A 20265-nucleotide genomic window follows, 5' to 3' on the forward strand; every position below is an offset into this window, starting at 1 on the left:
ATGAAATTGCTCGAGATCTTCTGGGACGACATCCCCTACGCCGTCCTGGCGGCCGCGGCCGTCGGCACCTGGTGGCGCTACCGCTACGACAAGTTCGGCTGGACCACCCGCTCGTCACAGATCTACGAGTCCAAGCTGCTGTCGATCGGCAGCCCGCTGTTTCACTTCGGCAGCCTGGCCGTCATCATGGGCCACGTCATGGGCCTGTTCGTCCCGGAATGGCTGACCGAGGACCTCGGGATGAGCGACCACATCTACCACCTGCAGGCCCTGCTCCTCGGCGTGCCCGCCGGGTTCGCCACCCTGATCGGCATCGGGTTGCTGGTCTACCGGCGGCGCGCCTACGGGCCGGTCTATCTGGCCACCACCCGCAACGACAAGCTGATGTACGTCGTGCTGGTCTGCGCCCTGGTGGCCGGCATGTGCTGCACGCTGGCCGGGGCCACCCACTTCGGCGAGCTGCACGACTACCGGCAGAAGGTGTCGGTCTGGTTCCGCTCGATCTGGATCCTCGACCCGCGCGGGGACCTGATGGCCCACGCCGCGTTCTACTACCAGATCCACGTGTTCATCGCGCTCGCGCTGTTCGCGCTGTGGCCGTTCACCCGGCTGGTGCACGCGTTCAGCGCCCCGATCGCCTACCTGTTCCGGCCCTACATCGTCTACCGCAGCCGGGAAGTATCGGACAAACCGGACCTGGTCGGCTCGGCGCCGCGCCGGCCCGGCTGGTGAGCGGCCGGTTCGCTATCTAGCGCCCCCACTGCCACAATCTCCGACGTGCCATTTCGCAACGTCGCCATCGTCGCCCACGTCGACCACGGGAAAACCACCCTGGTCGACGCGATGCTGCGGCAGTCCGGCGCGTTGCATCACCGGGGTGACGACACCCAGGAACGCATCATGGACAGCGGTGACCTGGAGAAGGAAAAGGGCATCACCATCCTGGCCAAGAACACCGCCGTGCACCGCCACCACAGCGACGGAACCGTCACCGTCATCAACGTGATCGACACGCCGGGGCACGCCGACTTCGGCGGCGAGGTGGAACGCGGACTGTCCATGGTCGACGGGGTGTTGCTGCTGGTCGACGCCTCGGAGGGGCCGTTGCCGCAGACGCGGTTCGTGCTGCGCAAGGCGCTGGCCGCCCACCTGCCGGTCATCCTGGTGGTCAACAAGACCGATCGGCCCGACGCGCGCATCGCCGAGGTGGTGGAGGACAGCCACGACCTGTTGCTCGACGTGGCATCCGATCTCGACGACGAAGCCGCCAAGGCGGCCGAGCACGCGCTGGGCCTGCCCACGCTCTACGCGTCGGGGCGCGCCGGGGTGGCCAGCACCACCCAGCCGGCCGACGGCCAGGTTCCCGACGGCACCAACCTGGACCCGCTGTTCGAGGTCCTCGAGGAGCACGTACCGCCGCCCAAGGGCGATCCTGAGGCGCCGCTGCAGGCGCTGGTCACCAACCTGGACGCGTCGGCGTTTTTGGGCCGGCTGGCGCTGATCCGCATCTACAACGGGCGCATCCGCAAGGGCCAGCAGGTGGCGTGGATGCGCGAGGTGGACGGCGTGCCCGTCATCACCAGCGCCAAGATCACCGAGTTGCTGGTGACCGAAGGTGTCGAGCGCAGCGCCACCGACGAGGCGATCGCGGGAGACATCGTTGCGCTCGCGGGCATCCCCGAGATCATGATCGGCGACACGCTGGCCGACCCCGACCATGCCCATGCGCTCCCGCGGATCACCGTGGACGAGCCGGCCATCTCGGTGACGGTGGGCACCAACACTTCGCCGTTGGCGGGCAAGGTATCCGGGCACAAGCTGACCGCGCGCATGGTGCGCGGCCGGCTGGACACCGAGTTGGTGGGCAACGTCTCCATCCGGGTCGTCGACATCGGCCGGCCCGACGCGTGGGAGGTGCAGGGCCGCGGCGAGCTGGCGCTGGCCGTACTGGTCGAGCAGATGCGCCGCGAGGGTTTCGAGCTCACCGTCGGCAAGCCGCAGGTGGTCACCAAGACCATCGACGGCCGGCTGCACGAGCCGTTCGAGGCGATGACGATCGACTGTCCCGACGAATTCGTCGGAGCCATAACGCAATTGATGGCCGGGCGGAAGGGCCGCATGGAGGAGATGACCAACCATGCCGCCGGCTGGGTCCGGATGGATTTCGTGGTGCCCAGCCGCGGCCTGATCGGCTTCCGCACCGACTTCCTGACGATCACGCGCGGCACCGGCATCGCCAACGCCGTTTTCGACGGCTACCGGCCGTGGGCGGGGGAGATCCGGGCGCGGCACACGGGCTCGCTGGTGTCCGACCGCTCGGGCACCATCACCCCGTTCGCGCTGCTGCAGCTCGCCGACCGCGGCCAGTTCTTCGTCGAGCCGGGCCAGGACACCTACGAGGGCATGGTCGTCGGAATCAACCCGCGCCCAGAGGATCTCGACGTCAACGTCACCCGCGAGAAGAAGCTGACCAACATGCGGTCCTCGACCGCCGACGTGATGGAGACGCTGGCCAAGCCGCTGGAGTTCGACCTGGAGCAGGCCATGGAGTTCTGCGCGCCCGACGAATGCGTCGAGGTGACCCCCGAGATCGTGCGGGTGCGCAAGGTCGAGCTGGACGCCACCGCGCGGGCCCGCGGTCGGGCGCGGGCCAAGGCCCGGGGCTAGCGCGCGTGGTTCGCCGGGTCGCCGGGTGGGCGCTCGATACCCTGATGTCCGTGCCGCGCCGAGCCCGCCGACTGTTCGTGACGGTCGGCGTCGTCGTCTCGCTGGCCGGGCTGGCGCTGGCGGCCTGCACGGTCAAGCCGCCGCCGGCGCCGCAGAGCACCGACACCCCGCACAACTCGGCGCCGCCCCCGCAGCGGCCCACCCAGATCATCATGGGCATCGACTCGATCGGCGCCGGGTTCAACCCCCACCTGCTGTCCGACCTCTCGCCGGTGAACGCGGCGATCAGCGCGCTGGTGCTGCCCAGCGCGTTCCGCCCGGTGCCCGACCCCACCACGGCCACCGGCTCGCGCTGGGAGATGGACCCGACCCTGCTGGTGTCCGCGGAGGTGACCGGCCAAAACCCGTTCACCGTGACCTACAAGATCCGGCCCGAGGCGCAGTGGACCGACAACGCCCCGATCGCCGCCGACGACTTCTGGTACCTGTGGCGGCAGATGGTCAGCCAGCCCGGGGTGGTCGACCCGGCCGGCTACGACCTCATCACCGGCGTGCAGTCGCTCGAGGGCGGCAAGCAGGCCGTCGTCACCTTCGCCCAGCCGTATCCGGCCTGGAAGGAGCTGTTCAGCAATATCCTGCCGGCGCACATCGTCAAGGACGTTCCCGGCGGTTTCGCCGCCGGGCTGGCCCGCGCGCTGCCGGTCACCGGCGGGCAGTTCCGGGTGGAAAGCATCGACCCGCAGCGCGACGAGATCCTGATCGCCCGCAACGACCGCTACTGGGGGCCGCCCGCCAAGCCCGCGCTGATCCTGTTCCGGCGGGCCGGGGCGCCGGCCGCGCTGGCCGATTCGGTGCGCAACGGCGACACCCAGGTGGCCCAGGTGCACGGCGGCTCGGCGGCGTTCGCGCAGCTGTCGGCCATCCCGGACGTGCGGACGGCCCGGATCGTGACGCCGCGGGTCATGCAGCTGACCCTGCGCGCCAACGAGCCGAAGCTGGCCGACGCCCAGGTGCGCAAGGCGATCCTGGGGCTGCTCGACGTCGACCTGTTGGCCGCCGTCGGGGCCGGCAGCGACAACACCGTGACGCTGGACCAGGCGCAGATCCGTTCGCCGAGCGATCCCGGCTACGAGCCGACGGCGCCCCCGGCGATGACCACGCCCGCGGCGCTGGCGTTGCTCTCCTCGTCGGGCTATCAGATCGAGGCGACCGCCTCGACCTCGCCGGCGCCCACCCCGCCCACCACCGGCCCGCCGGAGGTGATCCGCGGCCGGATCAGCAAGGACGGCCAGCAGCTGTCGCTGGTGATCGGGGTGGCCGCGAATGACCCGACCTCGGTCGCGGTGGCCAACACCGCCGCCGACCAGCTGCGCAACGTCGGCATCTACGCCACGGTGCTGGCGCTGGACCCGGTGACGCTGTACCGCGACGCGCTCAACGACAACCAGGTGGACGCGATCGTCGGCTGGCATCAGGCCGGTGGAAACCTGGCCACGCTGCTGGCCTCGCGCTACGGCTGCCCCGCGCTGCAGTCCACGCAGGTGCCGACCCCCAGCGCGCCGGCGCCGGGCCCTGCGGGGCGCACGCCGACCAGCACCACATCCGCGGTGACGTCGTCCGAGACGCCCACCCCGACGCCTCCGAGTCGCCCGCCCGAGCCCGGCGCGCTGGTGCAGGCGCCGTCGAACCTCACCGGCATCTGTGATCGCAGCATCCAATCCAATATCGACGCCGCCCTCAACGGCACCAAGGCGATCAACGACGTGATCACCGCGGTCGAACCGCGGCTGTGGAACATGTCGACGGTGCTGCCGATCCTGCAGGACACCACCATCGTCGCGGCCGGGCCCAGCGTGCAGAACGTCAGCCTGTCGGGCGCGGTGCCGGTCGGCATCGTGGGTGACGCCGGCCAATGGATCAAGACCGGCCCGTAGGCCGCGCGGCCAACGGCGCGGCGCGTCAAATGTAACGAATTAATCACGTTTTATTCGGGACCGAATATCCGTCCCGGCAATTATTGCAAATAGCCATTTTCAGCACGCCATTTCGATACGCTGCGGCCATCGCGAAACCCGCCCGATGGGCAAACGGGGGGATTGCGTTTGACTTGGCGCTGAACCGGGGAGGTCAGAGTGTCGTTTCTTGTCGCAGGGCCGGAGCTAATCGCCGATGCCGCATCGAATTTGGCGAATATCGGATCCCTCATCGGCACGGCAAACACCGCGGCCGCCGCCGCGACCACGGGAGTGCTGCCCGCCGCAGCCGACGAGGTTTCGGCGGAAATTGCGGCGCTGTTTTCGTCGCACGCGGCCGGCTACCAACAACTGAGCGCGCAGGCCGCCGCGTTCCACCAGCTGTTCGTGCAGAATTTGACCGCGGGCGCCGGCAGCTATGCGGCCGCCGAGGTAAATGTCGTGCAGACCCTGGTGAATGCGGTGCCCGCGGCCGCCATCGACATCAGCGGCGGGCTGGGGGCCTTCGGGGCGAGCCTGAGCGCCGGGCTCGCCGGGCTGGGCGCCTCGCTCAACGCCTCGGTGTCGGCCACGTTCGGCGCCAACGTGCTGGGGCTGGCGCCGCTGGGTGCGGCCATCGCGACACAGGTCAACGGCGGATTGTCGGCCCTGGCGCAGACCGGTGGGGCGCTGGCGACCAACATCGGCACCGGGCTTTCCGGCCTGGCGGGCGGATTCAACGCGGCCTTGCCGGGGCTGCAGGCCAGCCTGAGCGGCGGGCTGTCCGGGCTGGGCGGCTCGCTCAACGCCGCCCTGTCGGGCAGTTTCGGCGGCAGCCTCGCCGGGCTGGCCCCCCTCGGGGCTGCGTTGGCGGGGAACTTCAACGGCGGCCTGGCGGCGTTGGCGCAGACGGGTGCGGCGCTGGCGAACAGCTTCAACGCCGGAATCAACGGCCTGGCCGTCGGTTTGAGCGCCGCGCTGCCCGCCGCCCTGTCGGGTGGCTTCGCCGCCATGCTGCCGGGGCTGCAGGCCAGCCTGAGCGGCGGGCTGTCGGGGCTCAGCGGCGCGATCAACGCCGCCCTCGGCGGAAGTTTCAACCTCGGCGGCAGCCTCGCGGGGCTCGGGCCGCTCGGGGCGACGCTGGCGTCGAACATCAACAGCGGGCTGTCGGCATTGGCGCAGACCGGCGGGGCGCTGGCCACCAGCCTGGGCGCCGGGCTGCCGGGGCTGAGCGGCGCGATCAACGCCGCCCTGAGCGGCGGCTTCGGCGGCAGCCTCTCGGGCCTGGGCGCCGGCCTGAACGGTTTGTTGCAGACGGGCGCGTCGCTGTTCGGCAACCTGCCCGGCCTGGCGGGCGGCTTCGGCTTCACCCTGCCGGCCAACCTCAACGCCGCGCTGGCCGCCCTCGGCGGCGTCTTCGGCTTCAGCCCGAGCCTGGGCGTCAGCATCAGCGCGGGGCTGTCGGGACTCAGCGCCCAGCTCAGCGCCGCGCTGAACGGCGGCCTGGCCCTTGGGATTTCGGGGCTGCCCACCCTGCTGGCCAACCTGGTCGCGCCGTTCCAGGCGTTGTTCACCGCCGCCACGCCCGCCGCGTTCTTCGCGCAGCTGCAGGCGATGGAGCTCGGCTTCAACACCGCCCTGATCACCAACGAGCTCGGCTTCAACGCGGCGTTGGTGGCGCAGGAAACCGCGCTGGAGACCGCGCTGTTCGGCGGCACCGGCGCCGTCGGCGGCGTGCTGGACAGCTTCTTCAATTTCTGGAACATGGTGCTGGGCACCGGCGAGGTGGGCTTCGACAGCCTGCTGGGTGCGCAGCTCCCCGCCGGCGGCGGCGCCATCCTGGCCAGCCTCCTGGTGGGCAACCCGGCCAACATCATCGGCGGCGGCGCGCTCGGCGGGATCCTGGGCGCCGTCGACAACAAGTTCCTGTGGGACCTCAACGTCGTCGAGGCCGTCGTCGGCGGGTTGACCGGCAACGGCTCGCTGCAGGCGTCGCTGGGCGCGGCCCTGGGCGGGCTGGGATTGCAGGCGTCGCTGACCGCGGCCCTGGGCGGGTCGTTGTTCGCCGGGCTACCCACGACGGGGGCGGCGCTGGTGGCCGCGCCGATCGCCGGGCTGCAGGGGCTGGCGTCGGGCCAGATCGCCTTCGTCAACAACCTGGTCACCGCCGAGACCGGCTTCAACAACAACCTGCTTGCCAGTGAGATCGCTTGGGAGACAAGCACGTTCGGGACCAACGCCGCGCTCAACGGTGCGCTCAACCGGCTGTTCAACGTGGGCAACCTGTTCATCTCCACCGGCGAGCAGACGGTCAACGGCCTGCTGACCGGCACTCAGGTCCCGGCGCTGTTCCTGACCGGCGGCGCGGGGCAGGTGTTCAACGCCGGCAACATCGGCGGCCTGGAGGGCATCTTCGACCAGAGCCTGGCCTTCGGCGCCGACCTGGCCGGGCTGTTGTAACCAGGCCCGGGTCAGCCGGTCGCCCGCCGGCGCGGCGGGATCACGGTGTCGACGACCAGCGCCAGCTCGCGGCGGTTCGGCGGTTCCCCGGTGAGCAGGAAGTGGTGGTTGATCAACGCCGGCCCGACCCGCGCGGTCAGCGGGGTGACCGTGGCCGCGTCGATGTCCCCGTCGTCGACCGCCGCCCGAAGGATCGACTCGACGATCTCGAGGCGCGGCCCGACCACGGCTTCGGCGAAGATGGCGCGCATCTCCGGCTCGTGCAGCAGCTGGTGGATGATCTCCAGGCCCGGGAAGGCGGTCTTGCCCGCCAGGATGTCGCGGTGGGCGGTGAAGACCGCCAGCAGGTTCTCCCGCGCCGACCGCCCGGACCGCAGTTCGGGCACCGGCGGCAGGGTGTAGACGAGGGCGGCGTGCACGAGATCGTGCTTGCTGCACCAGCGCCGGTAGAGCGCCGCCTTGCCGGTGTGGGCGCGCGCCGCGATGCCCTCCATCGTCAGGCCGCCGTAACCCACTTCGGCCAACTCCGCCAGCGTGGCCTCGTACAGCGCCCGCTCGAGCACCTCGCCGCGGCGGCGGCTGCGGGTGCCCCGGGCGGCCTCGGTCAGCTGCGGCATTTCTCGATAGTAGCCGCCCGCGTTCCTATTCGCCGCGCGGTAGGGTGCGTCCATGCCCGAGACCCCGCGGTTGTTGTTCGTGCACGCCCACCCCGATGACGAAAGCCTCAGCAACGGCGCCACCATCGCGCACTACGCCGCCCGCGGGGCGCAGGTCCGCGTGGTGACCTGCACGCTCGGCGAGGAGGGCGAGGTGATCGGCGACCGGTGGGCCGGGCTCGCCGTCGACCGCGCCGACCAGCTCGGGGGTTACCGGATCGGCGAGCTCACCGCGGCCCTGCGGGCGCTGGGCGTCGGGGGCCCCCACTATCTCGGTGGGGCGGGCCGGTGGCGCGACTCGGGCATGCTGGACACGCCAAAACGGCGGCGCCAGAGGTTCATCGACGCCGACGAACGCGAGTCCGTCGGCGCGTTGGTCGCCGTCATCCGCGAGCAGCGTCCCCACGTCGTCGTCACCTACGACCCCAACGGCGGCTACGGCCACCCCGACCACGTCCACGCCCACACCGTCACGACGGCCGCGGTGGCGGCCGCCGCCTCGGGCGACCACCCGGGGGAGCCCTGGGCGGTGCCGAAGTTCTACTGGACGGTGCTGGCCGCGAGCGCGTTCGCGGCGGGCTGGGCGGCGCTGGATCGCCAAGACCTGCTGCCCGAGTGGGTGATTCCGCCGTACGACCAGTTCGACTTCGGATTCGCGGACTCCGACATCGACGCGGTGGTGGAGACCGGTGCGGAGGCGCTGGCGGCCAAGGCGGCCGCGCTCGGCGCGCACGCCACCCAGGTCGTCGTCGGCCCGACGGGGCGGGCCTGCGCCCTGTCGAACAACATGGCGCTGCCGATCCTCGGCGCGGAGCACTACGTGCTGGTCGGTGGCGACGCGGGGGAGCGCGACGGGCGCGGGTGGGAAACCGATCTGCTCGCGGGACTTGACTGCGCCACCCCCGCAACGCGGTAAGCTGCCAAACAGGCAGCCACGGAAGGAATTCGCATGGACCCCGACCTGGACCCTAACCTGCAGCACTGGCAGGACCGGCTCGACAGCTTCCAGTGGGTCATCGGCTCGATCCTCTCCAACATCGACAGCGTCCCGACCTGACCGAAACCAAGCCACGCGCCGGGTCCGTGCAGGACGGCGGCGCGGCAGACCCCGCGATTCGTTTCGTAGTTCTGGCGCTGCTGGCCGTCGACGGCATCCTGTCGGCCTTGGCCGGGGCGCTGCTGCTGCCCACCTATATCGGCTCGATGCCGTTTCCGATCAGCGGGTTGATCAGCGGGCTGGTCAACGCGGCGCTGGTGTGGGCCGCGGGCCCGTGGACGCGCTCCGCGCGGGTGGCCGCGCTGCCGCTGTGGACGTGGCTGCTCACCGTGGCCGTGATGAGCATGGGTGGCCCCGCCGACGACGTGATCCTGGGCGGCCGGGGGCTGATGGCCTACGGCGCGCTGGTGCTGATCGTGCTCGGGGTGGTGCCGCCGGTGTGGGTGCTGTGGCGGCAAAACCGCTCGTCGGGCGAGTCGGGCTAAGGCGCGTTGACGCCGAAGGGCGGCAGCGGCGGCAGGAAGCCCAGGAACCAGTTGATCTCGGTCTGGATGAAGTAGTTGATCGACGCCGTGGTGGCCGCGGCGAAGTTGCTCAGCCCCTGGGCAAAGGTGATCGAACCGCCCAGCCAGTCGAGGAAGTTGAACAGACCGCTCTGCACCATCGGCTCGAAGAGGTTGTAGAAGAACATGATCTGCGGTCCGACGATCCAGCCGATCCACGGCACCCAGCCCGCCGCGTAGGAGGCCAGCTGGAAGCCGTACTGCACCCACGGCTCGATGGCGAGGTAGGCGGACTCGATCGCGGCGCCGATCGGGGCGAAAACGTTCGCCGCGGTCACCGCCGCGGCGTTGGTCATCGCGGCCGGGGCCAGTAGCGCGCCCGCGGCGGTCATCGCGCGGATTGCGCCGGTCGGAGCGAGCAGCGCGGCGGCCTGACCGGCCATCGCCTGGGCGCCGCCAGGGAGGCCGGAGCCGATCAGCCCCAGCAGATTGGAGCCCGCCACGGCGGTCTCGATGCGGCTCACGGCGCTCGACACCGCCCCGGCGGCGGCCCCCGGCGCCGAGGCGCCCCCCAGCAGCGCGGCGGCGGGCGCGTTGACCGCGTTGGCGAGGGTCTGCGCGGCGCCGGCCTCGGCGGCGGAGTAGGCGTTCGCGCCGGCGCTCAGGGTCTGGACGAACTGCTCGTGAGCCTTGGCGATTTGGGCGCTGACCTGCTGATACCCCAGCCCGTGCTCGGAGAGGAACGCCGCGACCTGGGCCGAGACGCTGTCGGCGGCCGATGCCACCACGGCGGATGTCGGCACCGACGCGGCCGCGTTGGCCGTGCTCAGCGTCGAGCCGATCCCGGCCAGATCCGAAGCCGCCGTGGCCAGCGCCTCCGGGGCCGCGAATAGGAACGACATCCGCCACCTCCTTGGATAGGTCGGATGGTATCGCGATCGCCGCTGGCTAGCGGGCAAGTCCGCCAAACACATAGATAAGGTGCCCGGCGCCCGGCCGGCGGCGCCGGGATGTCGATCGCGGGCCGGGGTGGGCCTGGCGCTACTGTTGCGCATATGGCACCGCGGCCCCAGAATTTCCCAGGTTGGACGGGTGACAAAAAGCGGATGAAATTCGATCGCGGGGAAGTTACACCAACGTGCCGCTAATACCGGAGCCGTCGGCGTCCGTCGCTCTGCCCAGCCCCGTGGTTCCTTCGAAGGCGTCGTCGACGGCTGGTGCCTCGGCGTTGCGGCGGGTCCTGCGGCGTGCGCGCGACGGGGTCGCGCTGAACCCCGACGAGGCGGCCGTCGCGATGACCGCGCGCGGCGCGGACCTCGCCGACCTGTGCGCGAGCGCGGCGCGGGTGCGCGACGCGGGCCTGGAGTCGGCCGGGCGGCGCGGGCCGACCCGCCGGCTGCTGATCAGCTATTCGCGCAAGGTGTTCATCCCGGTCACCCACCTGTGCCGCGACGCCTGCCACTACTGCACCTTCGTCACCGTGCCGGGCAAGCTGCGCGCCCGCGGCGCCGGCATGTACCTGGAGCCCGACGAGATCGTCGACCTCGCCGGCCGCGGGGCCGAACTCGGTTGCAAGGAGGCGCTGTTCACCCTCGGCGACCGGCCCGAGGATCGCTGGCCGGAAGCGCGCGAGTGGCTCGGTGAGCGCGGCTACGACTCGACCCTGTCCTACGTGCGGGCGATGGCGATCCGGGTGCTGGAGGAGACCGGCCTGCTGCCGCATCTCAACCCCGGCGTGATGACCTGGTCGGAGATGTCGCGGCTCAAGCCGGTGGCGCCGTCGATGGGCATGATGCTGGAGACGACGTCGCGGCGGTTGTTCGAAACCAAAGGCCTGGCGCACTACGGCAGCCCGGACAAGGACCCTGCGGTTCGGCTGCGCGCCCTGACCGACGCCGGGCGGTTGTCCATCCCGTTCACCACCGGCCTGCTTGTCGGCATCGGCGAGACGCTGGCCGAACGCGCCGATACCCTGCACGCGATCCGCAAGTCGCACAAGGAGTTCGGGCACGTGCAGGAAGTGATCGTGCAGAACTTCCGCGCCAAGGAACACACCGCGATGGCCGCGGTCCCCGACGCCGGGATCGAGGACTACCTGGCCACAGTGGCGGTCGCGCGGCTGGTGCTGGGCCCGGGCATGCGCATCCAGGCGCCGCCCAACCTGGTCTCGCGCGACGAGTGCGTGGCGCTGGTCGCGGCCGGCGTCGACGACTGGGGCGGCGTCTCGCCGCTGACGCCCGACCACGTCAACCCCGAGCGGCCGTGGCCCGCCTTGGACGAGCTGGCCGCCGTCACCGCCGAAGCCGGATACGACCTGGTGCAGCGGCTGACCGCGCAGCCCAAGTACGTGCAGGCCGGGGCGGCGTGGATCGACCCGCGGGTGTCCGGACACGTTGCGGCGCTGGCGGATCCGGCCACCGGGCTGGCCCGCGACGTCTACCCCGTCGGGATGCCCTGGCAGGAGCCCGACGACGTGGAGTCCGCCGGCCGCGTCGACCTGCACGCGGCGATCGACACCGACGGCCGCAACACCGAGGCCCGCAGCGACCTGGACAGTGCCTTCGGCGATTGGGAGTCCATCCGGGCGCGCGTGGGTGAGCTGGCCGCGCAGGGCGCCAAAGCGCCGGAACGCCTAGACACCGACGTGCTCGCCGCGCTGGCCTCGGCCGAACGCGATCCCGGCGGCTGCACCGACGCCGAGTACCTCGCGCTGGCCACCGCCGAGGGCCCCGCGCTGGAAGCCGTTGCCGCGCTGGCCGATTCGCTACGCCGCGACGCCGTCGGCGACGACGTGACCTTCGTGGTGAACCGCAACATCAACTTCACCAACATCTGTTACACCGGCTGCCGGTTCTGCGCGTTCGCGCAGCGCAAGGGTGACGCCGACGCGTATTCGCTGTCCACCGAGGAGGTGGCCGACCGCGCGTGGGAGGCCCACGTCGAGGGCGCGACCGAGGTGTGCATGCAGGGCGGCATCGATCCCGAGCTGCCGGTCACCGGGTACGCCGAGCTGGTCCGCGCCGTCAAGGCCCGGGTGCCGTCGATGCACGTGCACGCGTTTTCCCCGATGGAGATCGCCAACGGGGTCACCAAGAGCGGGTTGAGCATTCGCGAGTGGCTGACCAGCCTGCGCGAGGCCGGCCTGGACACCATCCCCGGCACCGCCGCCGAGATCCTCGACGACGAGGTGCGCTGGGTGCTCACCAAGGGCAAGCTGCCGACGTCGATGTGGATCGACATCGTGACGACCGCGCACGAGGTGGGCCTGCGGTCGTCGTCGACGATGATGTACGGCCACGTCGACAGCCCGCGGCACTGGGTCGGCCACCTCAACGTGCTGCGCGACATCCAGGACCGCACCGGCGGATTCACCGAGTTCGTGCCGCTGCCGTTCGTGCACCAGAACTCGCCGCTGTACCTGGCCGGGGCGGCGCGCCCCGGGCCCACCCATCGCGACAACCGGGCGGTGCACGCGCTGGCGCGAATCATGTTGCACGGCCGCATCTCCCACATCCAGACCAGCTGGGTCAAGCTCGGCACCGAGCGCACCCGGGTGATGCTCAACGGCGGCGCCAACGACCTGGGCGGCACCCTGATGGAGGAGACCATCTCGCGGATGGCCGGTTCGGAGCACGGGTCGTCGAAAACCGTGGCGGAGCTGGCCGCGATCGCCGAGGGCATCGGGCGCCCGGCGCGCCAGCGCACCACCACCTACGCCCCGCTCGCGGCTTAGCTTTCTGCCCGCGAGCGCGCGCGTTTGTACGCCGACACGCCGTAGTTCCTGGCATTTTGCGGACGCTCGCGGGGTAGCTGTCGGCGCGCCCGGGTATACCTGAGGCCGTGCAGCGACGCATCGACGACGAGCGATTCCCGGAGTGGCGGCCGTTCACCGAGGCGGTAACCCAGCGCAGGCCCGATGCCGGCACCTGGTGTGAGGCGTGGACGGTCCGCGACATCGTCATCCATCAGGCCGGCAACGCCGAAGAACTGGCGCGCGTGCTGAGAGCGCACCTGCAGGGCGAACCCGTCGCCACTCGCGGCTTCGCCGAACGTGAGGGGCCGCTGCGCGCCCTGGGTGACGCGGACCTCTGGGACGCACTGCACGACCGGATGGCAGCCCTCGACGAGGTCGCCGCCGCGGCCGAGGACAGTGCGGGGGACCCCGCCGAAATTGACGTGGCCTGGACCGGCCGCACCATGAAGGTGCCGTGGTTCGCCGAGCACATGCGCGAGGAGCTCGTCCTGCACGGCTGGGACATCACCGGGGACGACGCCGAGGCCCGGGCGCGCCTGGCCGAGCCCTGGATGACGTCGCACAGCGTCGTGGCCGTCGGGCGTCCGCTGCTTGCCAAGGGCGCCAGGCAATTACGCCCGGGAGAGCGGATCGAGGCCCGGCTGCGGGTTCCCGGCACCGACGACGTGTTGATCAGCGCTGACGCCGATCAGGCCACCATTGCGATGGCCGGCCCCGAAGGGCCGGCCACGCTGGAAACCGATGCCGCCGCGCGAGTGTTGCTGCTATGGGGCCGACGCCCCGGCGACCCGTCGCGGATCTGCAGCCGCGTCGGACCCGAGGCCTTGGGCCGGGTGCGCCAATTGCTTAGCGGCTACTGACTTTTCGGAACTCGCTCAGTAGTTGTTGCAGCTGCCCGCCACGGCCAGCACGTCGTTGAAGTACGGCGCGGCCTGCGGCATGGCCTGGATCTGGTGGGCCATCTGCAAACGCTTCGGCGGCGGCGAAGCCAGGAACTGGTTCAGGTAGCTCACCGCGATCGGCGACGCGGACAGCTGCGCGGCCGCGGCCGGGTCCGTCGCGTTCAGCGCGGCCATCACCTGCCCGTAGTTGCACGTCGTGTTGATAACCGGATCCAGCGGATCGGCGGATGCGATCCCGGAGCCGGCCGTCAACGCGAACGCCACACCGCCAGCGGCAGCGGCCAATTTGGTCAACGACAGCCTCAACATCTATGGACACCTTCCCCATTCAATGCACCGTCGAAAAACGGCGACGACATCTGCCCAACGGTTGCCGTCTGCGGTCGAGGTTACCAGGCCCCGCGAGCTTTCTTCCTCGCAACGGTTATCGCACAGCAAGCTCTAATCGTAACTATCCGCAGGTCAGAGCCGGTCTGCGGCGATGTTCGCCGACAGTGAAACCCGGCCCGCCCCGGCGACCGGCCCCGACGCGCGTCCCCGATAGTTGACCTGTATGTGCAACGTCTAGTATCAGTAACCGAAAGCTTTCGCCGAAGCGGCCGAAGCGCCGCGGCGAGCCGAACAGCAGCCCACACGCGGTACATGGAGGAGACGTCTGTGACGTACACGATCGCCGAACCCTGCGTCGACATCAAGGACAAGGCGTGCATTGAGGAGTGCCCGGTCGACTGCATCTACGAGGGCGCCCGGATGCTGTACATCCACCCCGACGAATGCGTCGACTGCGGCGCCTGCGAGCCCGTCTGCCCCGTCGAGGCGATCTACTACGAAGACGACGTGCCCGAGCAGTGGAGCCAGTACACGCAGATCAACGCCGACTTCTTCGTCGAGCTCGGGTCCCCGGGCGGGGCGGCGAAGGTCGGCATGACCGAGAACGACCCGCAGGTGGTCAAGGATCTGCCGCCGCAGGGCGAGGGCGACTGAGCGGGCCGGTGCGCCAAAAGCCCAGGGGCGTCTCGGCGTCGCTGCCCGAGTTTCCCTGGGACACCCTGGCCGACGCGAAAGCGCTGGCCGAGGCCCATCCCGACGGCATCGTCGACCTGTCGGTCGGCACCCCCGTCGACCCGGTCGCGCCGCTGATCCGCGACGCGCTGGCCGCCGCCAGTGCCGCCTCGGGATACCCGGCCACCGCCGGCACCGCGCGCCTGCGGGAGGCGGCCGCCGCCGCGCTCGCCCGCCGGTTCGGCGTCACCGGGGTGGCCGAGGCCGCCGTTTTGCCGGCGATCGGCAGCAAGGAGCTCATCGCCTGGCTGCCGACGCTGCTGGGCCTGGGCCCCGCCGACACGGTCGTGGTGCCGGAGCTGGCCTACCCGACGTACGACGTCGGGGCGCGGCTGGCCGGCGCGCGGGTGCTGCGCGCGGATTCGCTGACCCAGCCTGGTCCCCGGACCCCGGCGCTGTTCTACCTGAACTCGCCGAGCAACCCGACCGGGCGGGTGCTGGGCGTCGAGCACCTGCGCAAGGTCGTCGGATGGGCCCGCGAGCGCGGCGTGCTGGTCGCCTCCGACGAGTGCTACCTGGGCCTGGGCTGGGAGGCGCAGCCGCTGTCGGTCCTGCATCCCTCGGTCTGCGACGGCGACCATTCCGGGCTGCTCGCGATCCACTCTTTGTCGAAGAGCTCGTCGCTGGCCGGGTATCGGGCCGGCTTCGTCGCGGGAGACCCGGCGGTGGTCGCCGAGCTGCTGGCGGTGCGCAAACACGCCGGGATGATGGTGCCGACGCCGGTGCAGGCCGCCATGGTGGCCGCCCTCGACGACGACGCCCACGAAAAGGAGCAGCGCGCGCGGTACGAGCGCCGGCGCGACGCCCTGCTGCCGGCGCTGCGCGCGGCCGGCTTCACCGTCGACCACTCCGAGGCTGGCCTGTATCTGTGGGCCACCCGCGGTGAGCCGTGCGGGGACAGCGTGGCGTGGCTGGCCGCCCGCGGGGTGTTGGTGGCGCCCGGCCATTTCTACGGCCCGGGCGGCGCCCGCCACGTGCGGGTCGCGCTGACCGCCACCGACGAACGCATCGCCGCCGCCGCGAACCGGCTCAGTTAGCCGACCGGCTGCCGCGCGCGCCGGGCGACCGGCACAATGCAGTGGTGACCACTACGGCAGGCACTTCGGCGGGCAAGCTGCGCATCCCCGCGTCGCTCGGGGACATCGCCAAGCGGGTTTTCCTGGGCAAGCCGCTGATCACGGAGGAGCTGACCTCCGAGAAGCTGTCGAATCCCGTTGCGCTGGGCGCCCTTTCGCCCGACGCGATCTCGTCGACGGCGTACGGCCCCGAGCAGATATTGATCGAGCTGCTGCCGCACGCGGGGCTGGCGGCGTTCGTGTTGCTGCTGCCGGTCACCGGGGTCATCCTGCTGATCCTGGTCCTGGTGGCCGCGTCGTATCGCCAGGTCGTCATGGCCTACACCCGGGCCGGCGGCTCGTACATCGTGGCGCGGGAGAACTTCGGTCCCCGGGTGGCCCAGGTCGCCGCCGCGGCGCTGTTGATCGACTACGTGGTCACCGTGGCGGTGCAGTCGGCGGCCGGGACGGTGGCGGTGGTGTCGGCGCTCCCGGCGCTGGGCCCGCACAGCCTGCAGATCACGATCGGCGTGGTGCTGGTCATCTGCTACGCGAACCTGCGCGGGCTGAAGGAAGCGGGATGGCAGTTCGCCTTCGCGACCTACTTCTTCGTCCTGATGGTCGGCCTCACCATCGTGGTGGGTGTGGTGCGGGTGCTGCTCGGCGACCTGCCCGTCTACGACCCGGCGCACATGCCGGGGACCGTGCCGGTACATCAGGGCAACGCGCTGGTGATGGGCGCGACCGTGCTGACCGTGCTGCGGGCTTTCGCCAACGGGGGCTCGTCGCTGACGGGCGTCGAGGCCATCTCCAACACCGTCGATGTATTCCGGAAACCGCAGGGCCGCAACGCGCGTCGCGTGCTGACCGCGATGGCGACCATCCTGGGGGTGTTGCTCGCCGGCGTCGCGTTCCTCGCGTACATGACGCACGCGACGCCGTACGAGAGCGAGTTTCCGTCGGTCTTGTCGCAGATCGGGCGCGCGGTCTTCGGTCACGGCGTCGTCGGCGACGTGTTCTTCACGCTGGTCCAGGCGGCCACGGCGGCGATCCTGTTCACCGGCGCGAACACCAGCTTCAACGGGTTTCCCGCCCTGGCCAGCTTCGTCGCCGAGGACCGCTTCCTGCCGCGGCAGCTGACCAAACGCGGTCACCGCCTGGTGTTTTCGAACGGCATCATCGCGCTCACCGCGCTGTCGGTGGCGTTGCTGCTGACCACCGGCGGCTCGGTCAGCGCGCTGGTCCCGTTCTATGCGATCGGCGTGTTCACCGGGTTCTCGATGGCCGGCTACGGCATGACCAAACACCACCTGACGCACCGGGAACGGGGCTGGCGGCGCCGGCTGGCGATCAACCTGTCCGCGGGCATCCTGTCGACGATCGTGGTGGGCATCTTCGCGGTGGCCAAGTTCACCGAGGGCGCGTGGCTGGTCGTCGTCGTCTTCCCGCTGCTGGTGTTCGTGCTGATGCGGCTCAACCGGGAATACCGCGCCGAGGCAGCCATTTTGGAGATGTTCCGCACCGACCGCCCCGAGCTGGTCAAGTACGCCCGGCACAAGGTGTTCGTGTTCGTGAACTCGGTCGACCTCGCGGTGATCGAGGCGCTGCGCTACGGCCGGGGATTGCGCGCCGACGAGTTGGTCGCGGTCCACTTCATGGTCGACGAGGCCCATGCCAAGGTGTTGCGAAAGCGTTGGGACCACTTCGAACTCGACACGCCGCTGCGTGTCGTCGACTGCCCCGACCGGCGGGTCACCCGCGCGGCACAGGTGTTGGTGGCCAAGGAGCGCGGTGAGCACCGCAACACCAACGTGACGGTGTTGTTGCCGCGCCGGACGTACGCGCCGCTGCTGGGACGGCTGCTGCACGACCGCACCGCGGACAAGGTGTCCCGCGCCGTCAGCCTCATCCCCGACGCCGCGGCGACGATCGTGCCCTACGACGTGCAGTCCCGGATCAAGGAGGCGTTCCCCGAGGGCTTCGAGCAGCGAATCGGGCGCGAGCTGGACAAGATCGAGGCGTGGGTCGCCAGCACCGAGGAGCAGAACGTCGAGGCCTACGAACATCCCGAGCGGCCGTCGGTGATCACCGTGGCCGGCCTGATCCCGGGGCAGCGCGCCACGTTCGAGGGCCGGGTCAACGAGGTCAAGGACGTCAACAACCGGAGGCGGACGGTGCGCGAGGTCGTCGTCGGCGACAACAGCGGCGAGATCACCGTGACGTTCCGGTCGGGCCGCGGCGGCGCCGACGTCCAGCCCGGACAGCTGCTGCGGATCACCGGCAAGCCCAAGCAGAGCGGCAACCGGCCCATGGTGCTGGTCGACCCGGCCTACCACGTGATCGAGGACCCGGTGGACGGCGAGTCGTGAGGCGACTGGCCGCGGCGCTGGTGTCGGTGGTGGGTCTGGCGTTCACCGCCAACGGTTATCGGCCGTTGACCCGGGACCGCTTCGGGTCGGCGTTCGCGTTCGCCTACGGGCTGATCGCGTCCGAGCTCCCGCTGCAGACGCTCGCCGTCCAGGTGGCGTCGTTGGCGGCGGTCTCGCGCCGGGTACCGGCGCGGATCCTCCGGCTCAGCTGGCTGGTGTCGGCGCTGTCCGGACTGGGGTTGCTGGGGCTGCACCGCGTCGGGCGCACGGCGAACGAGCCGCTGACCGCCGCCCTGGACGCCGGGCTCGGCGCCGGCCGCCGCACGCAGTCGGGCGATCTGTGGAAGCGGCCCGCGGCCGGGGGCGCGACCGCCAAGCGGCCCGGCGCGGCGCGGATGCTGCGGATCTACCGCGACTACGCCCACGACGGCGACATCAGCTACGGGGAGTGCGGATCCCGCAACCATCTGGACATCTGGCGGCGCCCCGACCTGGATCGCGGCGGGCGAGCCCCGGTGCTGCTGCAGGTGCCCGGCGGCGCGTGGATGGTGGGAAACAAACGGGGACAGGCACATCCGCTGATGAGCCACCTCGCCGAGCTGGGTTGGGTGTGCGTCGCGATCAACTACCGCCTGAGCCCGCGGTCCACCTGGCCGGACCAGATCGTCGACGTCAAGCGGGCGATCGCGTGGACCAAAGAGCACATCGCCTCCTACGGCGGTGACCCGGACTGGATCGCGATCACCGGCGGCTCGGCCGGCGGGCACCTGTCGTCGCTGGCCGCGCTGACCCCCAACGACCCGCGGTTCCAGCCCGGGTTCTCCGGCGCCGACACGCGGGTGCGGGCGGCCGTCCCGTTCTACGGGGTCTACGACTTCACCCGCAACGACGGATCGATGCACCCGTTGATGGTGCCGATCGTGGCCAAGCGCGTGTTCAAGCTGGGCCTTGCCGACATCGCCGAGCCGTTCCGCGTCGCCTCGCCGATCACCCACGTATCGGCCGATGCGCCACCGTTTTTCGTGCTGCACGGCACCAACGATTCGTTGATCCCGGTCGAGCAGGCCCGCGCCTTCGTCGCGCGCCTGCGCGAGGTCAGCCACCAGCCCGTGGCGTACGCCGAATTGCCGTGCGCCCAGCACGCTTTCGACATCTTCGGGTCGGCGCGCGCCGCGCACGCCGCGGTGGCCGTCGAGCAGTTCCTCGCCGAGATCTACGAGCGGTCAGGCGCCGGCCAGTCCGACGATCAGCAGGACGCAGCCCACGGTGCCCAGTAGGGCGGCGACCTCGATGCGGCGACGCGACCGGATCCAGTCGTGCAGCGCCCCCATCCACGCGCGGGTCGCCCGGGGCGCCAGCAGGTAGGCCAGCAGCGGTATCTCCACCAGCGCGAACGCCACCACGTTGAACAGCAGCAGCGCGCCGAGCTGCGTCGTCGCCGCCGTACCCGAGGCCAGGATGACGGCCAGCGCGGCCAGGTAGTCCACCGACGGCAGCGCGATCCCCAACCCGGCCACGCCGGCCACCCACAGCGACGGCCCGACCGCCAGCCGTTGGGCCCGCGCCGCCAGCGCGCCCGGCCCGGTCCGGGCGCTGCGTTTGAGGACCAGCGCGCGCACCAAGATATACAAGGCGCCCAGCAGCGCCAGCAACCCGATCACGATCTGCACCCGGGGCAGGGTGAAATACGTCGACACCGGCACCCGGCGCCGCAGGACGAACAGCACGACCCCGCCGACGGTCATGCCCATCAGGAAGCCGCCGCTGAGGAACGCGAGCAGTTGCAGCATCGGTCGGGGCCGGTTCAGCATCAGCACCGTCATGCCGACCCGGAACGGTTCGAGGCTCACGGCGAGTGCCATCACCAGGACGGTGATCAACATCGCCG

16 protein-coding genes are annotated in these 20265 nt (G+C 70.8%); 12 read left to right on the plus strand and 4 right to left on the minus strand.

From position 1 onward, the window contains the following. The 4 genes from narI (at position 1) to AC5Y4Z_RS04065 (ending at position 7079) form a co-directional block, all read left to right on the plus strand. Positions 1-732: a respiratory nitrate reductase subunit gamma gene (narI, locus tag AC5Y4Z_RS04050; RefSeq protein WP_499961047.1), complete on the plus strand. Its 732-nt coding sequence runs from the start codon at positions 1-3 to the stop codon at positions 730-732. A 45-nt stretch (positions 733-777) separates the two neighbouring features. Next, positions 778-2667 (plus strand): translational GTPase TypA, encoded by a 1890-nt coding sequence (typA, locus tag AC5Y4Z_RS04055; protein WP_499961048.1) that lies wholly within the window; start codon positions 778-780, stop codon positions 2665-2667. Between the two features lie 44 nt (positions 2668-2711). Continuing rightward, positions 2712-4601, plus strand: coding sequence for an ABC transporter family substrate-binding protein (locus tag AC5Y4Z_RS04060; RefSeq protein ID WP_499961800.1), 1890 nt, complete (start codon positions 2712-2714; stop codon positions 4599-4601). Positions 4602-4799: 198 nt separating this feature from the next. Beyond that, positions 4800-7079 (plus strand): PE domain-containing protein, encoded by a 2280-nt coding sequence (locus AC5Y4Z_RS04065; protein WP_499961049.1) that lies wholly within the window; start codon positions 4800-4802, stop codon positions 7077-7079. Positions 7080-7090: 11 nt separating this feature from the next. Here the strand turns inward: AC5Y4Z_RS04065 and AC5Y4Z_RS04070 are convergent, their stop codons facing one another. Then, a complete protein-coding gene (locus tag AC5Y4Z_RS04070) occupies positions 7091-7696 on the minus strand; it encodes a TetR/AcrR family transcriptional regulator (RefSeq protein WP_499961050.1) in 606 nt (201 codons plus the stop codon). A 52-nt stretch (positions 7697-7748) separates the two neighbouring features. Between AC5Y4Z_RS04070 and mshB the strand changes: the two genes are divergently transcribed. Next, on the plus strand, positions 7749-8651 hold the full coding sequence (mshB, locus tag AC5Y4Z_RS04075; protein WP_499961051.1) for an N-acetyl-1-D-myo-inositol-2-amino-2-deoxy-alpha-D-glucopyranoside deacetylase: 903 nt from the start codon (positions 7749-7751) through the stop codon (positions 8649-8651). Positions 8652-8743: 92 nt separating this feature from the next. After that, on the plus strand, positions 8744-9217 hold the full coding sequence (locus AC5Y4Z_RS04080) for a hypothetical protein (protein WP_499961052.1): 474 nt from the start codon (positions 8744-8746) through the stop codon (positions 9215-9217). On the opposite strand, the gene AC5Y4Z_RS04085 is transcribed toward AC5Y4Z_RS04080, so the two are convergent. Next, complete coding sequence (locus tag AC5Y4Z_RS04085; protein ID WP_499961053.1) at positions 9214-10137, minus strand: PE family protein; 924 nt, start codon at positions 10135-10137, stop codon at positions 9214-9216. The two genes, AC5Y4Z_RS04080 and AC5Y4Z_RS04085, sit on opposite strands and share 4 nt — an antisense overlap. Before the next feature lie 245 nt (positions 10138-10382). Here AC5Y4Z_RS04085 and AC5Y4Z_RS04090 point away from each other — a divergent pair, with 245 nt between their 5' ends. Further along, positions 10383-12968 (plus strand): bifunctional FO biosynthesis protein CofGH, encoded by a 2586-nt coding sequence (locus tag AC5Y4Z_RS04090; RefSeq protein WP_499961802.1) that lies wholly within the window; start codon positions 10383-10385, stop codon positions 12966-12968. Between the two features lie 107 nt (positions 12969-13075). Then, positions 13076-13849 carry a maleylpyruvate isomerase N-terminal domain-containing protein gene (locus AC5Y4Z_RS04095; RefSeq protein WP_499961054.1) on the plus strand — a complete coding sequence of 258 codons (774 nt, stop codon included), beginning with the start codon at positions 13076-13078 and terminating at the stop codon, positions 13847-13849. Between the two features lie 15 nt (positions 13850-13864). Here AC5Y4Z_RS04095 and AC5Y4Z_RS04100 read toward each other — a convergent pair whose 3' ends face one another. Beyond that, on the minus strand, positions 13865-14197 hold the full coding sequence (locus tag AC5Y4Z_RS04100) for a hemophore-related protein (RefSeq protein ID WP_499961804.1): 333 nt from the start codon (positions 14195-14197) through the stop codon (positions 13865-13867). Positions 14198-14548: 351 nt separating this feature from the next. On the opposite strand from AC5Y4Z_RS04100, the gene fdxA reads away from it, so the two are divergent. From fdxA to AC5Y4Z_RS04120, 4 genes are read left to right on the plus strand one after another with little or no spacing between them, the layout of a single operon-like run. Continuing rightward, on the plus strand, positions 14549-14875 hold the full coding sequence (gene fdxA, locus AC5Y4Z_RS04105) for a ferredoxin (protein ID WP_007168467.1): 327 nt from the start codon (positions 14549-14551) through the stop codon (positions 14873-14875). Between the two features lie 8 nt (positions 14876-14883). Next, positions 14884-15990 carry a succinyldiaminopimelate transaminase gene (gene dapC, locus AC5Y4Z_RS04110; protein ID WP_499961055.1) on the plus strand — a complete coding sequence of 369 codons (1107 nt, stop codon included), beginning with the start codon at positions 14884-14886 and terminating at the stop codon, positions 15988-15990. A gap of 44 nt (positions 15991-16034) precedes the next feature. Further along, entirely contained in the window at positions 16035-18377 is a 2343-nt protein-coding gene (locus AC5Y4Z_RS04115; RefSeq protein WP_499961056.1) for an APC family permease, read from the plus strand. Then, positions 18374-19654: an alpha/beta hydrolase fold domain-containing protein gene (locus tag AC5Y4Z_RS04120; RefSeq protein ID WP_499961057.1), complete on the plus strand. Its 1281-nt coding sequence runs from the start codon at positions 18374-18376 to the stop codon at positions 19652-19654. Before AC5Y4Z_RS04115 ends, AC5Y4Z_RS04120 begins: the two co-directional genes overlap by 4 nt. Here AC5Y4Z_RS04120 and AC5Y4Z_RS04125 read toward each other — a convergent pair. Beyond that, positions 19601-20260, minus strand: a complete 660-nt coding sequence (locus tag AC5Y4Z_RS04125) for a GAP family protein (RefSeq protein ID WP_499961058.1) — start codon at positions 20258-20260, stop codon at positions 19601-19603. The two genes, AC5Y4Z_RS04120 and AC5Y4Z_RS04125, sit on opposite strands and share 54 nt — an antisense overlap. Positions 20261-20265: the final 5 nt, after the last annotated feature.

This window comes from Mycobacterium sp. NGS63 (assembly GCF_059812295.1).

Coding starts and splice junctions, on each gene's coding strand:
- narI (WP_499961047.1), top strand. CDS start 1: ATGAAATTGCTCGAGATCTTCTGGGACGACATCCCCTACGCCGTCCTG.
- AC5Y4Z_RS04060 (WP_499961800.1), top strand. CDS start 2,712: ATGTCCGTGCCGCGCCGAGCCCGCCGACTGTTCGTGACGGTCGGCGTC.
- AC5Y4Z_RS04070 (WP_499961050.1), bottom strand. CDS start 7,696: ATGCCGCAGCTGACCGAGGCCGCCCGGGGCACCCGCAGCCGCCGCCGC.
- mshB (WP_499961051.1), top strand. CDS start 7,749: ATGCCCGAGACCCCGCGGTTGTTGTTCGTGCACGCCCACCCCGATGAC.
- AC5Y4Z_RS04085 (WP_499961053.1), bottom strand. CDS start 10,137: ATGTCGTTCCTATTCGCGGCCCCGGAGGCGCTGGCCACGGCGGCTTCG.
- AC5Y4Z_RS04125 (WP_499961058.1), bottom strand. CDS start 20,260: ATGTTGATCACCGTCCTGGTGATGGCACTCGCCGTGAGCCTCGAACCG.